Here is a 14100-nt window from a genome sequence, read left to right as displayed (position 1 = left end):
CTCGCTGCGGTCCCCGGACATCGGCGCGGACCAGCCGTACACCGAGGACCTACTCGACGACCTCGGAGGCCTCGAGCCACTCCAGCTCCAGCTCCTCCTTCTCGGCCGCGAGCTCGCCGAGCTGGGCGCCGACGCGGGCGAGGAGGTCGTAGTCGGTGAGGTCGGCCTCCATCTCCGCGTGCAGCTCCGCCTCGCGTACGGCGATGCGCTCGAGCTGCTTCTCGACCCGGGCCAGCACCTTGCGGGCGGCGCGGTCCTCGGCCGAGCCGGCTCGCGCCTTGGGCGCCGCGGCGCCGGCCGGTGCGTCGGGGACGACTGCGGCGGGCTCCGCGGTGGCCGACGCGAGGGCGGCCTGCTCGAGGGCGTGGTCGGCTGCCCGACGCTCGAGGTACTCGTCGACGCCCCGGGGAAGCATCGAGACCTGGCCGTCGCCGAGCAGCGCCCAGACCGAGTCGGTGACGCGCTCGAGGAAGTAGCGGTCGTGCGAGACCACGATCAGCGTGCCGGGCCAGGAGTCGAGGAAGTCCTCGAGGACGTTGAGGGTGTCGATGTCGAGGTCGTTGGTCGGCTCGTCGAGCAGCAGCACGTTGGGCTCGCTGAGCAGCAGCTTGAGCAGCTGGAAGCGGCGCCGCTCGCCACCGGACAGGTCGCCGAGCCGCGCGGTCAGGCGGTCGCCCGTGAAGCCGAACCGCTCCAGCATCGACGTCGCCGAGATCTCCTGCCCGTCGAGCGTGCGGGTCACCCGACGGATCGACTCGACGGTCGGCAGCACCCGTGCCAGCGGGTCGATCTCGTCGAGGGCCTGGGTGAGGTGCTGCATCTCGACCGTCCGACCCCGCTTGACGCGACCCACGTCGGGCAGCAGCGCCCCGGAGACCAGCGAGAGCAGCGAGGTCTTGCCGGCTCCGTTGACGCCGACGATGCCGACGCGGTCGCCCGGGCCGATCCGCCAGGTCGCGTGGTCGAGCAGCTTGCGCTCGCCGCGGGAGAGGTCGACGTCCTCGATGTCGATGACGTCCTTGCCGAGCCGCTGGCTGGCGAAGCGCTGGAGCTCCATCCGGTCGCGCGGCGGCGGGACGTCGTCGATCAGCGCGTTGGCGGCGTCGATGCGGAACTTCGGCTTCGACGTACGCGCGGGGGCGCCGCGCCGCAGCCACGCGAGCTCCTTGCGGGCGAGGTTCTGCCGCCGGGTCTCGGTCGCGGCCGCCTGGCGCGTCCGCTCGGCCTTGGCCAGCACGAAGGCCGCGTAGCCGCCCTCGTAGGAGTCGACCGCGCCGTCGTGGACCTCCCAGGTGGTCTGGCAGACCGCGTCGAGGAACCAGCGGTCGTGGGTCACCACGATCAGCGCGCTGGGCAGGGTGACCAGGTGCGAGGCGAGCCAGGCGACCGCCTCGACGTCGAGGTGGTTGGTCGGCTCGTCGAGGACGACCAGGTCGTGGCGCGACAGCAGCAGCGCGGCCAGGGCGCACCGTCGGCGCTCCCCGCCGGAGAGCCCGATGACGGCACGGTCGAGCGCCACGCCTGCGAGCAGCTCCTCGACGACCTGGCGGGTGGTGGGGTCGGCGGCCCACTCGTGGTCGGCCCGGCCGGCGAGCACCGCCTCGCGCACGGTGTGGCTGTCGACGAGCTCGTCCCCCTGGTGGAGGTAGCCGATCTCGACGCCGCGGGTGCGCGACACGCGACCGGTGTCGGGCTCCTCGATGCCGGTCATCACCTCGAGCAGCGTGGTCTTGCCGTCGCCGTTGCGTCCGACGACGCCGACCCGCTCCCCCAACGAGATGCCGAGGGAGACGTTGTCGAGCAGCGGTCGGACACCGTAGGACTTCGAGACACGCTCGAGGTTGATGAGGTTCGCCATGACCGGGCGATCCTCTCAGGTGCGCCCCAGCCCGGCCGTGGCGGCGTACGCCGTGCGGGTGCGGTCAGGCGGTCGGCTGCGGGTCGGCGTCCGTCGACGCGGCAGGAACGACCTCCGCGCGGGTGGGCGTGGAGCCGTTGGTGCCGGCGTACTTCTGGATCAGCTGCTCCACGTCGAGGCCGGTGGTGGACTTCAGCAGCTCCATCGTCTGGACGAAGTTGTTGGTGACCTGGCGGGGCAGCTCGCCGGCGCCGTCGGCCGAGATGACCGTCAGCTTGTCGATCCCGGCCATCGGGCGCGCGAGCTCGGCGGCCACCTTGGGCATCACCTCGATGAGCATCTGCAGGACCGCGGCCTCGTTGTAGCCCGCGAACGCGGCGGCCTTCTTGTCCATCGCCTCCGCCTCGGCCTGGCCGGCGGCCAGGATGGCGGCGGCCGACGCCTCACCCTCGGCCCGGGTCGCGTCGGCCTCGGCGACACGGCGGGCCTTCTCGGCCTCACCGCGCTTGGCGCCCTCGATGGCCTCGGCCTCGGCGAGCGCCGAACGACGGGACTTCTCGCCCTCACCGGTGAGGCGGGCCTTCTCGGCCTCGGCCTCGGCGTTGGCGATCGAGGCCGCCTTGCGGGCCTCCGCCTCGAGGATCTGGGAGTTGCGGCGACCCTGGGCCTCGGTCTCGACGCGGTAGCGCTCGGCGTCGGCGGGCTTGCGGACCTCGGTGTCGAGCTGGCGCTCCTTGAGCGCGGCCTGCCGCACGGCGACCTTCTCCTGCTCGAGCAGGATCGCCTGGTCGCGGTCGGCCTGCGCCAGCGGGCCGGCGGCCGACGCCTGGGCGTTGGCGGCGTCGGTCTCGGCCTTGATCTCCGCGCTCTTGAGGGCGAGGGCACGCTGGGTGATCGCGATCTCCTGCTCGGCGGCGATGCGTGCCTGCTCGGCCGCCTGGCGGGCGTTGGCCTCGGCGATCGACGCGAGCTGGTTGAGCTTGGCGGCCTCGGGACGCCCGAGGTCGGCGAGGTAGGAGCCGTCATCGGTGATGTCCTGGATCTGGAAGGTGTCGAGCACCAGGCCCTGGCCGGTCAGCGAGGACTCCGACTCCTCGGCGACGCGCTGGGCGAAGGCGGCGCGGTCACGGATGATCTGCTCGACCGACATCGAGCCGACGATGGAGCGCAGCGCACCGGCGAGCACCTCCTGGGTGAAGGTCTCGATCTCCTGCTGCTGGCTGAGGAAGCGCTGGCCGGCCGCCCGGATGGAGTCCTCGTTGCCGCCGACCTTCACGAGCGCGACGCCGTCGAGGTTGAGCTTGATGCCCTGGCCGGACACCGCGCCCCGGATCTGCACCGAGATGCGGCGCGAGGACAGGTCGAGCGTCGCGAGCCGCTGCACGAACGGGATGACGAACACGCCGCCGCCCATGACGACCTTCTGGCCGGACAGGTCGGTGGAGATCTCGCCCGTCTCCGGGTTGCGTACCTCGCCCTTGCCCTTGCGCCCGGTGATGATGAACGACTCGTTGGGACCGGCCACCTTGTAGCGCGTGGTGACCAGCAGCGCGAGCAGCACCAGGAGGACGACGAGGCCGATCACTGACGTGACGACCGGGGACAGACCGAACATGCGGGCTCCTAGCGAGGTGACGGGTTCGAGAGAGTTCGGGAAGTTCAGGGAGTTCAGGGGAGGAAGAGCGGTTCGACCTGGACGGCCGTGGGCGAAATGACCTGGGTGACGCTGACCTGCGTGCCGGGCGGCACCGGGACGCTCGAGCGGGCGTTGAGGCGGGTGATGTGCCCGCCCACGCTGATCGACACGACGCCGAACCCGCCCTCGGGGATCGCGCTGACGACCGAGCCGATCTTCTCGACCATGTCGGAGGTGCGGACCGTGCCGGTGCCACCGTCGTCGTGGAGGAACCGTGACGCCCGGGCGGCGAGCCACCCGAGCAGCACGCCGAGCACGAGCCCGATGACGACCGCCGCCGTGGTCGAGCCGGTCACGGCCAGGGCGATGGCGCCGCCGAAGCCGAGGGCGCCGAGGAAGCCGGCGAGCGCCTCGGTCGAGAAGAAGCCGGCGCTGAGGCCCTCGAACGCGCCGTCGAGGACGTCGCCGACGACCAGTGCGACGAGGAGCAGGACGACACCGATGCCGCCCACCACCAAGAACACGGTCACGATGCCTCCCCCAGGTCCTGCTCGCGGCGTGACTGCCGCGCACAACATAGCGGCATGCTTCCCCGTCCGCGTGCGTTCATGCCTCCCGGTCTGCCCCGGCGGGAGGTCAGGCCAGGACGTGCGCCCCCGCCACCGGTCCCACGGCGGGCAGCACGACGTCGTACGTCGCCGCCAGGCCGGCCACGACGGCCATCGCGCCGTCGCGGGAGTCGCACAGGAAGACGCAGGTCGGGCCGGAGCCGGACACGAGGCCGCGCAGCGCACCCTCGGCCTCGCCGCGCTCGATCAACGTGCCGAGCTCCGGGCGCAGATCGATCGCCGGCTCCTGGAGGTCGTTGTGGAGGGCGCGGGCCAGGCGTACGGGCTCACCGCTCGCCAGCGCCACCAGCAGGTCGGTCGGCTCGGCAGGCCGCTCCGGTGCGTCGGGACGCAGCCGGTCGAAGTGCCGGTAGACCTCGGGCGTGGACAGGCCGACGGCGGAGGGGACGGCGACCCACCACCACGTGCCGTGGTCCTCGATCGGCTCGACGACCTCGCCGCGGCCCCGGCCCCGCGCCGTACCCCCGACGAGGGAGAACGGGACATCGCTGCCGAGCCTGGCCGCCTGCGCGAGCAGCACGTCGTCGGGCTGGACGAGGTCGTGCAGCCGGTCGTGCGCCAAGAGGGCGGCGGCGCCGTCGGCCGAGCCGCCCGCCATGCCGCCTGCGACGGGGATCTCCTTGGCGATCCGCACGTGGTGCCTGCGCCCGCAGGACACCTCAGCCAGGGCGCGCATGGCGATGTTGGAGGCGTCCGTGGGGACGCCGGCCAGGTCGAGGTGCGAGGCCCCGGCCACCGACAGCTCGTCCTCGTCGGCCTCGGCCACCGTGACGTCGTCGTGCAGCGAGATCGCCTGGTAGACCGTGTCGAGCGGGTGGAAGCCGTCGTCGCGCACCCGGCCGACACCGAGGTGCAGGTTGATCTTCGCGGCCGCCCGGACCGTGATGCTCATGCCTGCGCCGCCAGTCCCTCGGCGATCCGGGCGAAGTCCTCGACGGTGAGCACCTCGCCACGCGCGGTCGGGTCGACACCGGCGATCTCCAGGGCAGCGGAGGCGGCCTCGGCCGAGCCGGCGAGCCCGCGCAGCGCGGCCCGCACCTGCTTGCGGCGCTGGGCGAAGGCGGCGTCGACGACGGCGAACACCTCCTGGCGGGTGGCGGTCGTCTGCGGCGGGTCGCGTCGGGTCCACGCCACCAGGCCGGAGTCGACGTTGGGCGCCGGCCAGAACACGTTGCGCCCGATCGCACCGGCACGACGTACGTCGGCGAACCAGGCGGCCTTCACGCTCGGCACTCCGTAGGTCTTCGAGCCGGGGCCGGCCGCCAGCCGGTCGGCGACCTCGGCCTGCACCATCACCAGCCCCCGCTCCAGCGAGGGCAGCAGCGTGAGCAGGTGGATCAGCACCGGCACCGAGACGTTGTAGGGGAGGTTGGCCACGAGCGCGGTCGGCGCCGGGCCGGGCAGCTCCTCGACGCGCATCGCGTCGGCGAGCACCACCTCGAAGCGGTCGGCCTGGTCGGGGGCGTACGACGCGATGGTGGCCGGCAGCCGCTCGGCGAGCAGCGGGTCGACCTCGATGGCGATGACGCGCCGGGCGACCTCGAGCAGGGCCAGCGTCAGTGAGCCGAGGCCGGGGCCGACCTCGACGACGACGTCGTCCGGCCCGATGCCGGACTCGCGGACGATCCGGCGCACGGTGTTGGCGTCGATGACGAAGTTCTGGCCGCGCTGCTTGGTCGGGCGCAGGTCGAGCTCGGCGGCGAGCCGACGCACCTCGGCCGGCCCGAGGAGCCTCGGGCCGGCCGGGTTCGTGGTCATGGTCGGCAAGCCTAGTGCCGGGGTAGTCCCCTACGTTCTGGACGGTGCGGCGGTGCAGAACGTAGGGGACTACCTGGCGGTGGTGTGCCAGAACGTAGGGGACTACCGCGAGGCGGTGTGCCAGAACGTAGGGGACTACCGCGGAGGGGTCAGCGGGGCAGGCCGAGCTTGGCGGCGCACCCGGGCCAGGCGCCGTAGCCGCCGGAGGCGTCGCGGAGCTTGGTCGCGATGGCGATCTGGGTCTCGCGGGAGGCCTGGCTCGGCAGGCCGGTGCCGCCGTAGGCGCGCCAGGTGCCGACGTTGAACTGGAGGCCGCCGTAGTAGCCGTTGCCGGTGTTGATCGCCCAGTTGCCGCCGGACTCGCACTGCGCCAGCGCGTCCCACACGGTGTTGCCGCCGGCGAAGTTGGAGGTGGGCTCCTCCTTGGTGCCGACCTTGACGATCGTCGGGACGGCCTTGACCAGCGAGGAGGCCCGGACGATCTTGCGCGTCACGAGCTCGCCGTTGACGAAGCGCAGCCGGTAGGTGACCCTACGGACGCCGTCCTTGCCGGCCTGGACGACCTCCTCGTCGCCCTTGGTCATGCTGGCGTCCTCGCGCTGGATGACCGGCGCGTCGACGACCTCGCGGGCGACCTTCTTCGTCGCCAGGCGGATGTCCGTGACGACGACCTTGTCGCCGTCGGTGATCTCGGTGCCGAGGGACGGGGTGACCTTGTCGTGCCGGTCGACCTCGAAGCCCATCGTCTTGAGCACGTCGGCGACGGTCAGGGCGGTCACCTTGCGGGTGCGCAGGTCCTTCGCGCCGAGCTTGATGCGCACGACCTTGGGCGTGACGACCTTGAGCGCGAGGCCGCTGCGCCCGATCGAGGAGCTGCGGCTGGCGGACAGGTCGGCGCCGTCGAAGCGGCGGCCGATCTCGCCGAGCGCGCTCGCGACGTTGGTCGAGTTCACCCAGTAGGTCTTCGAGTCGCCGTCGACGGACAGCTCGAGCGGGCGGCCGAACTGCACGGCGATCGCGGTGCCGTCGGAGACGGTCTCGTCCATCGCGGGGGCCACGAGGTCCTTGTCGGTGACCTCGATGCCCTCCGCCGAGAGGACGTCGCCGACCGTGTCGCCGATGGCGCTCACGTGCGTGGTCCTGCCGTCGAGGCTGAGGGTCACGTCCTTGCTGAGTGCTGCGTAGCCGACCGTCGTGCCTGCGACGGCCGCTGCGATGACACCCACGAGGGTCGCCAGGACTGCTCGTGAGTGGAGGGCGGACCTGCTGAGCTGCGCGAGACGAGAGCGCACGATTCTCCGAACGTCGTACTACCCGGGCCTCGGGCGGCAGCACACCCCACGTGCGGCGCGCAGCACCCAGTGAGGGCGTACGAGTTGCGAGCGGGGGTCTCGCAGAGCCGGCCCGATCCGGCTCCAGGTGCTGCCGGATATCGCTCCCGATCCCGGCCAACAATCACAAGACGATAACGAAACCGACCCCTGACGCAAACTCGAACGCCGAAAATTGCCCGAGACTCCGGTCACGGGACGGGCTACCAGGTGCCTCCGAAGGCGGTCTCGGTGGTGGCGTCGACGGCCCGGCAGAGCTCCTCCAGGTCGGCCTGCCGCACCTCGGCCATCGCCCTCATGGTGAGCGGGACGAGGTAGGACGCGTTGGGCCGGCCGCGGTAGGGGGTCGGAGTCAGGTAGGGCGCGTCGGTCTCCACCAGGACCCGGTCGAGCGGCGTGATCGCCAGCGCGTCGCGCAGGGGCGCGGCGTTCTTGAAGGTCACCGTGCCGGCGAAGCTGAGGTACGCCCCACGGTCGAGGCAGCGGCGGGCGAAGGCGTCGTCGCCGGAGAAGCAGTGCATCACCCAGCGCTGCGGCGCGCCCTCGTCGTCGAGGATGCGCAGCACGTCGTCGTGGGCGTCGCGGTCGTGGATGACGAGCGTCTTGTCGAGCCGCTTGGCGAGGTCGATGTGGCGGCGGAAGCTCTCCTCCTGCGCCGCCCAGCCCTCGTCGCCGGTCCCGCTCTGGGCGTGCCGGAAGCGGTCGAGCCCGGTCTCGCCGACGGCGCGCACCTTGTCGTGGGCGGCGGCGAGCCGCTCGATCTCCTCGATCGCCTGGTCGAGGTCGCCGGTGGCCGCGAGCCGGGGCGCCTCGTTGGGGTGCAGGGCGACCCCGGCCACGAGCGCGTCGTGCTCTGCCGCGGCCGTGACGGCCCATCGCGCACCCGGCAGGTCGCAGCCGATCTGGACGATCCGCGGCACCCCGACAGCGGCCGCGGCCGCGAGGGCGTCCTCGGTCGTCGTCCAGTCGCCGTCCGCGATGTCGAGGTGGCAGTGGTTGTCCACGACCGGGTGCGGGAGCGGTTCCGGTGCGGGCGGCCGTGCCCGGTCGCGGCGGGCACCCGAGACCTCCTCGGTGGCCGCCCGCGAGCGGGTCGGCCCCTCCCCCGGCTCAGCGGTGGACAACGTCGTACACCTCCCGCTTGGGCAGCCCGGCGCGCCTGGCGACCTCGACGATCGCCTCCTTCTTCGTCGAGCCCGAGGCCTCGAGCTCGGCGACCGCGGCACGCAGCGAGCCGGGGTCGGTGGCCACGGCGGGCGCACCGCTCGACCCCTCGACGACGATCGTCACCTCGCCACGCACGCCGTCCTCGGCCCAGGCCACCAGCGACCCCAGCGGACCGCGGCGTACCTCCTCGTGCGTCTTGGTCAGCTCGCGGCACACCGCGGCAGGACGGTCCTCGCCGAGCGCGTCGGCCATCGCGGCCAGCGCCGCCTGGGTCCGGTGCGGCGCCTCGAAGAAGACCATCGTGCGCTCCTCGGTGGCCAGCGCGGCCAGGCGACGGCCCCGCTCACCGGCCTTGCGCGGTAGGAAGCCCTCGAAGCAGAAGCGGTCGACCGGGAGCCCACTCACCGCCAGCGCGGTCAGCACCGCACTCGGGCCCGGCACCGCGGTCACGCGGACGTCGTTCTCCACGGCCGCGGCGACGAGCCGGTAGCCGGGGTCGGACACGCTGGGCATCCCCGCGTCGGTGACCAGGACGACGCGCTCGCCGGCGAGCAGGGCCTCCAGGAGCACCGGCGTGCGGGCCTGCTCGTTGCCCTCGAAGTAGGAGACGACCCGTCCCGACAGGGTGATCCCGAGGTCGGCGCACAGCCGCTTGAGCCGCCGGGTGTCCTCGGCGGCGACCACGTCGGCGCCGGAGAGCTCGGCGGCCAGGCGCGGCGGGGCGTCGCCCGCCTGACCGATCGGGGTGCCCGCGAGGACCAGGACGCCTGCCATGGCCCGATCATGTCAGGCCCGTGTCCGGCCCCGCGGTCTGGCTAGAGTGCCCGCGTGACCCAGACTGCCGCCGAGCGGAATCGCCCGCGCTGGAAGTCGGAGGACCCGCTCCTGGGCTGGGTGGGCGCGATCTGCCTGGCGAGCCTGGCCTTCTTCCTGCGCCGTTGGCACCTGGGCACGCCCCACCAGTTCTCCTTCGACGAGACCTACTACGCCAAGGACGCCTGGTCCCTGCTGAACTTCGGCTACGTGCGGGCCTACGTCGAGGACGCCGACAAGACGATCCTCAACGGCAACGTCATGGACCTCTGGCAGGACGGTCCGTCGATGATCGTGCACCCGGAGGTCGGCAAGTGGCTGATCGCCGCCGGCATCAAGGTCTTCGGGATGGATCCCGCCGGCTGGCGGATGGCCTCCGCCGTCGTCGGGTCCGTGATGGTGCTCCTGATGTGCCGCTTCGTCCGGCGCGTCACGGGCTCCACCGTGCTCGGGCTCGTGGCGGGCCTGCTGCTGTCGATCGACGGCCTCCAGCTCGTGCTCTCGCGGCTGGCGCTGCTCGACATCTTCCTGGCCTTCTTCATCCTCTGCGGCGTGCACTGCGTCGTCGCCGACCGGCAGTGGCTGCGCGACCGCCTGGCCGCCGGAGCACGTCGTCCCCGCCTGTTCGGCCTGTGGCGCCCGTGGTTGCTCCTCGGCGGGCTGAGCTTCGGCCTGGCCTGCGGCACCAAGTGGTCGGCCGTCTACGCGCTGGCCGCCTTCGGCGTGCTTGCCTGGCTGTGGAGCGCCGGGGCGCGTCGCGCGTTCGGCCAGCGCCGGCCGCTGCTGCGCTCGATCGTCCTGGACGGCGTGCCGGCGTTCCTCGCGCTCGTCGGCGTCGCGCTGGTCACCTACGTCGCGTCGTGGACCGGCTGGCTGATGCACGCCGACGCCTACGAGCAGGCCTTCAGCAACACCCAGTACACGACGTACGACGGCGGAAAGCCGTGGCCGACGGCGAGCGAGCCGGACGCGGAGGGCCTCGGCGAGGTCACCCAGTCGCTCCGCTCGCTCTGGTACTACCACCACGACGTCTACACGTTCCACAGCCACTTCCTCAACGACTCGACGCACGTCTACGCCTCCAAGCCGTCGACCTGGCTGGTGATGGGGCGGCCGGTGGGCGTCGACGCGCAGACCGACATCCAGCCCGGCGCGCAGGGGTGCGGCGCCCCCACCGGGTCGACCTGCATCCGCCAGATCCTGCTGCTCGGCAACCCCGTCGTGTGGTGGGGCGGGTGCCTGGCGATGGTCGCCTCGCTGCTGCTGTGGATCGGTGCGCGCGACTGGCGGCACGGCGTCGCGGTCGTCGGCCTGGCGACCACGTGGCTGCCGTGGTTCCTCTACGACGACCGGCCGATCTTCTTCTTCTACGCGATCGCCAGCCTGCCCTTCCTCGTGCTCTCGGTCGTCCTCGCCATGGGTCACCTGATCGGCACCTCCGACCTGCCCGGTCCCCGGCGCACGTTCGGGGTGGTCGTGGCGGGGAGCTACACCGTGCTGGCCGTGATCGCCTTCGCGTGGTTCTGGCCGATCTGGACCGACGCCCTGCTCACCAAGTCGGAGTGGGACGCGCGGATCTGGTTCCGTCGCTGGATCTGACCCGCGGTCACCCGAGGTCCGCGGCGCCGGCCCAGACCACGTAGCGGCCAGCCGGTCCGGATGTCACAGATTCCGTCAAGATGACCCGAAATTCCGCGTCGCCTAGTGCATTCGGGCCAGGCGGGCCCCACGATGGTCACCAGCCGCCGCCGGTGGCACTGACACGAACCCCTGGGGAGGGTCGCGATGAGCTCGACGTTGCTGCACATCTGCAGGGAGACCGAGGGTGCTCCGGATGCCGGAGCCGACTTCGAGGTCGGAACCCGCTGGGTCTGCGAGTGCGGTCTCAACTACGTGTTCCACGAGGGCTTCAACCGCGGTGGCGGCTACACGCCGTCCTGGTTCGTCGCCCCGCCGCTGCCCAAGCCGCGCGGCCCGGTCGGCACCCTCCTCTTCGGCCCGCGCAAGGGCTGACCCCCGTGGCCTGAGCGCCACCCCACCACGTGACCCCGCCCGATCCAGCCCGGGCGGGGTCTCTCGGCGATCGGGCCGGACCTGGACCACGCCACTACCCTGACCCGCGTGCGCGGCCAGATCTCCTTCATCCACGTCCTGCGCGGAGTGGCAGCGCTGCTCGTCGTGTGGGCCCACCTGAGTGCGTACTGGCTGTTCACCGTCGGCGAGACCTCGGCCATCCAGGACCTCTGGCGCACGGCGGTCGCCGAGCCGTTGCACGTGCACCAGGACGGCGGCTACCTCGGCGTCGTGCTGTTCTTCCTGATCAGCGGCTACATCGTGACCCATGCCTCCCTGTCGGAGACGGGCACGAGCTTCGTCACCAAGCGGGTGCTGCGGATCTTCCCGCCGCTCGCCCTCGCGCTCGCCGTCCTGTGGTCGCTCATGCACCTGATGCCGGCCCTGGGCGTCCCCATGCCGGTCTTCCCCGGAGGAACGCCGAGCCGGTGGGTGCAGTCGCTGCTGCTGGTCGACTTCCTGACCCCGGGCACCCACGTCCTCTCGGTGACCTGGACCCTGGCGAGCGAGATGCTGTTCTACGCCATGGTGCTCGCCGCGATCGCCGTCCAGCGCACCCGCCCGCTCGCCTCGACGGGCACGATGGCCGTGGCCTGGGCCCTCGCCTGCTGGCTCGTCGTGGAGTCGGCCTTCGGCCTTCCGCCGACCCGCGAGGCAGCGGGCATCCTCATGCTCGTCGGGGTGCTGCTGGTCGGTCGCTGCATCTACCTGGTCCACGCCCGACTCACCGCACCCGCACCCGGCATCGGCCTCGCGGCCGTGGTCGGAGTCCTCGTCGCGGTCTTCCAGGAGGTCTACTCGCCGGGCTTCCTGCTGGGCAAGGCCGGCACGGCGGGCGAGCCGGTCTACGCCTACCTGACGGCCCTGGTCGTCTTCGTCGGCATGCTGTGGTGGTCGCCGTCCCGGGCGGCCCGCCCCTTCGCGCGCCTGGGCGACATCAGCTACTCGCTCTACCTGCTCCACATGCCGGTCGGCTTCGCCACCCTCGGCGTCCTGCACCGCCTCGACGTGCCGAGCTCGGCGGCCACCCTGCTCGCGATCGTCACCTCACTCGCCGCGGCCCACGTGTCGTACCGGCTCGTCGAGCAGCCGAGCCAGCGCGCAGCCCGTGCCCTGCTGCGTCGCCGACCGCTACCCGTCGGCTGACGGCCCTCACCAGGCGCCGGGGAACCGGGACGACCCGGCGACCGCCAGGGCGCCCAGCAGGACGGCCACGCCGGCGGCGATGAGCAGCGTCTGCCCGTGGTGCCGGTTGCCTGGCACGACGAGGAGGGCCAGGCCGGCGACGACGACGAGCAGCGGCAGCACCCACACCGGTACGACGGCGCCCAGCAGGCCCGCCACCAGGGCGAGGGCGGCACCTCCGACCAGGGCGCGAGCGAGCGGCACCGGACGGGTGCCGCGCGGCAGTCCCACCTCGGTGACCGGGCCGGCGGTCGGCAGCTGGTCGGGGGCGAGCACGCGCAGGAGCAGCGTCACCGTGGCCGGGTCGGCCACCACCACGATGTCGCGCCAGCGGTCCGCCACGGCGTGCCGGCGGACGAGGTCGTCGAGGCGGTGCCCGCGGTCGACGCCTGGGAAGCGCACCGGCGCGAGCAGGACCTCCGGGACGGTCTCGTGCCCACCCGGGCCCGCGCCCAGGCCCTCGACCACGCGCCTGGCCTCGGCCGTCGGCGCCGTCAGCACGACCACGCTGCGCCCCAGCCGGGCGCGGAGCGCGGCGAGCTCGGCGCCGCCCGCCTGCTCCGTGATGACGAAGATGCGCTGGAGGTCGCTCACGTCGCTGACGGTAGCGGCATGCGCCGTGCGGCTACCGTCAGCACGACAGGACCGGCTTCACGAGGACACGTGCCATCTTGAGGCCGCCCGGCATACCAGACGGGGGATCGACGGGCGCTCGACGCCCGAGACGGGCGCGGCGGCGCGGGTCTCAAGTCTTCTCGCAGATGATGTCAAAACTCACATCCACCGTGAAGGCCAGCCCTAGCATCCCTCGCCATGGGGGAACGACAGCAGTCCTTGGCGCGCGGACACCTTTCACTCGTGCGGAGGACGCGGTCGCTTCACGTCGTTCTCACGGCCCTCTTGGTGATGGTGGGCACCCTCACCGTCAGCTCCGCGGCAGAACCGCCGATGCAGGTCAGCCTCACCACTCCATCGCGCTACGTGTATCCGGTCCTCTCCGATACTGATGAGTCAATCGGCTACGACTTCTACCTCAACCGTGCCGCGAACGTGACCGTCACCGTTCGAGATGCGACCGGTGAGGCGGTGCGCACGATGCTCTCGAGCGTCTCGATGCCGCCCGGATATCGCCACCACGCATGGGATTTCCGCGACTCGGCTGGTCAACCGGTGGATGACGGCGCCTACACCATCGACATCGCCGCCACTGCGAGCGATGCGAGTAGCTCCGTCGTCACCTTGTCGTCCGGAATCGACCGTCGCGGCAAGCCGGACATCATCGGCGTGGGTGATGACGCCGAGCTGTCGGGAACCGTGTCGCTCGCCATCGACCCGCCACGGAACCTGCCCGTCGCAGGCGTGAGCTTCCGCGCCGGCGCAACGGCTCCGTACGACTACTGCGTGGACAGCGGTCCCGCGTCCGCCGGCGCGGACGGGATCTTCCGAGCGGACCTGCTGATCGATGAGTGCGGAGCAGGGCCGCGAAGGGTCTGGGCACAGCTGTCCTGGAACGATCCCCTCGGGTCTCCACAGGTCGGGACCACCCGCGCAGTGCCGGTGACAGTGGTGGATGCGGTGGCGCCGGCAGTGACCGCGCCGGAGCCGATCACGTCCTACCGGACCAGCCCGGACACCTGGGCATCGTCATAC

The 14100-nt window shown here is 72.1% G+C and carries 13 protein-coding genes; 4 read left to right on the top strand and 9 right to left on the bottom strand.

The annotated features are described in order from the left end of the window. Positions 1–49 precede the first annotated feature (49 nt). The 8 genes from ASC64_RS03205 to rsmI all read right to left on the bottom strand — a co-directional run bounded on the left by ASC64_RS03205 (position 50) and on the right by rsmI (position 9153). Positions 50–1858 carry an ABC-F family ATP-binding cassette domain-containing protein gene (locus ASC64_RS03205; protein WP_056906037.1) on the bottom strand — a complete coding sequence of 603 codons (1809 nt, stop codon included), beginning with the start codon at positions 1856–1858 and terminating at the stop codon, positions 50–52. 64 nt (positions 1859–1922) lie between these two features. Continuing rightward, on the bottom strand, positions 1923–3473 hold the full coding sequence (locus ASC64_RS03200) for a flotillin family protein (protein WP_200937443.1): 1551 nt from the start codon (positions 3471–3473) through the stop codon (positions 1923–1925). A 53-nt stretch (positions 3474–3526) separates the two neighbouring features. Beyond that, positions 3527–4024 (bottom strand): hypothetical protein, encoded by a 498-nt coding sequence (locus ASC64_RS03195; protein ID WP_056906036.1) that lies wholly within the window; start codon positions 4022–4024, stop codon positions 3527–3529. A gap of 106 nt (positions 4025–4130) precedes the next feature. Continuing rightward, positions 4131–5015, bottom strand: coding sequence for a 4-(cytidine 5'-diphospho)-2-C-methyl-D-erythritol kinase (locus tag ASC64_RS03190; RefSeq protein ID WP_056906035.1), 885 nt, complete (start codon positions 5013–5015; stop codon positions 4131–4133). Continuing rightward, positions 5012–5881: a 16S rRNA (adenine(1518)-N(6)/adenine(1519)-N(6))-dimethyltransferase RsmA gene (rsmA, locus tag ASC64_RS03185; RefSeq protein ID WP_056906034.1), complete on the bottom strand. Its 870-nt coding sequence runs from the start codon at positions 5879–5881 to the stop codon at positions 5012–5014. Before rsmA ends, ASC64_RS03190 begins: the two co-directional genes overlap by 4 nt. Before the next feature lie 149 nt (positions 5882–6030). Continuing rightward, complete coding sequence (locus ASC64_RS23065; protein ID WP_308195186.1) at positions 6031–7173, bottom strand: transglycosylase family protein; 1143 nt, start codon at positions 7171–7173, stop codon at positions 6031–6033. Positions 7174–7415: 242 nt separating this feature from the next. After that, positions 7416–8336: a TatD family hydrolase gene (locus ASC64_RS03175; RefSeq protein ID WP_056906032.1), complete on the bottom strand. Its 921-nt coding sequence runs from the start codon at positions 8334–8336 to the stop codon at positions 7416–7418. After that, positions 8323–9153 (bottom strand): 16S rRNA (cytidine(1402)-2'-O)-methyltransferase, encoded by an 831-nt coding sequence (gene rsmI, locus ASC64_RS03170; protein ID WP_056906031.1) that lies wholly within the window; start codon positions 9151–9153, stop codon positions 8323–8325. Before rsmI ends, ASC64_RS03175 begins: the two co-directional genes overlap by 14 nt. A gap of 54 nt (positions 9154–9207) precedes the next feature. Here rsmI and ASC64_RS03165 point away from each other — a divergent pair, with 54 nt between their 5' ends. The 3 genes from ASC64_RS03165 to ASC64_RS03155 all read left to right on the top strand — a co-directional run bounded on the left by ASC64_RS03165 (position 9208) and on the right by ASC64_RS03155 (position 12411). Continuing rightward, on the top strand, positions 9208–10791 hold the full coding sequence (locus ASC64_RS03165; RefSeq protein ID WP_056906030.1) for a dolichyl-phosphate-mannose--protein mannosyltransferase: 1584 nt from the start codon (positions 9208–9210) through the stop codon (positions 10789–10791). A 186-nt stretch (positions 10792–10977) separates the two neighbouring features. Beyond that, positions 10978–11205, top strand: a complete 228-nt coding sequence (locus ASC64_RS03160) for a hypothetical protein (RefSeq protein ID WP_056906029.1) — start codon at positions 10978–10980, stop codon at positions 11203–11205. Between the two features lie 108 nt (positions 11206–11313). After that, positions 11314–12411: an acyltransferase family protein gene (locus ASC64_RS03155; protein ID WP_056906028.1), complete on the top strand. Its 1098-nt coding sequence runs from the start codon at positions 11314–11316 to the stop codon at positions 12409–12411. Between the two features lie 6 nt (positions 12412–12417). On the opposite strand, the gene ASC64_RS03150 is transcribed toward ASC64_RS03155, so the two are convergent. Further along, the gene (locus ASC64_RS03150; RefSeq protein WP_056906027.1) at positions 12418–13044 is read right to left on the bottom strand and encodes a hypothetical protein; all 627 of its coding nucleotides are present in this window, start codon (positions 13042–13044) and stop codon (positions 12418–12420) included. A gap of 219 nt (positions 13045–13263) precedes the next feature. Here ASC64_RS03150 and ASC64_RS03145 point away from each other — a divergent pair. Beyond that, positions 13264–14100: FlgD immunoglobulin-like domain containing protein (locus tag ASC64_RS03145; RefSeq protein ID WP_235563496.1), on the top strand; the 837-nt coding region annotated here is incomplete at its 3' end.

It is taken from the genome of Nocardioides sp. Root122 (assembly GCF_001425025.1).
GTDB lineage: Bacteria > Actinomycetota > Actinomycetes > Propionibacteriales > Nocardioidaceae > Nocardioides.
The sequence above is the reverse complement of the archived record's forward strand: the minus strand, read 5'-3'. Positions and strand labels throughout refer to the sequence as shown.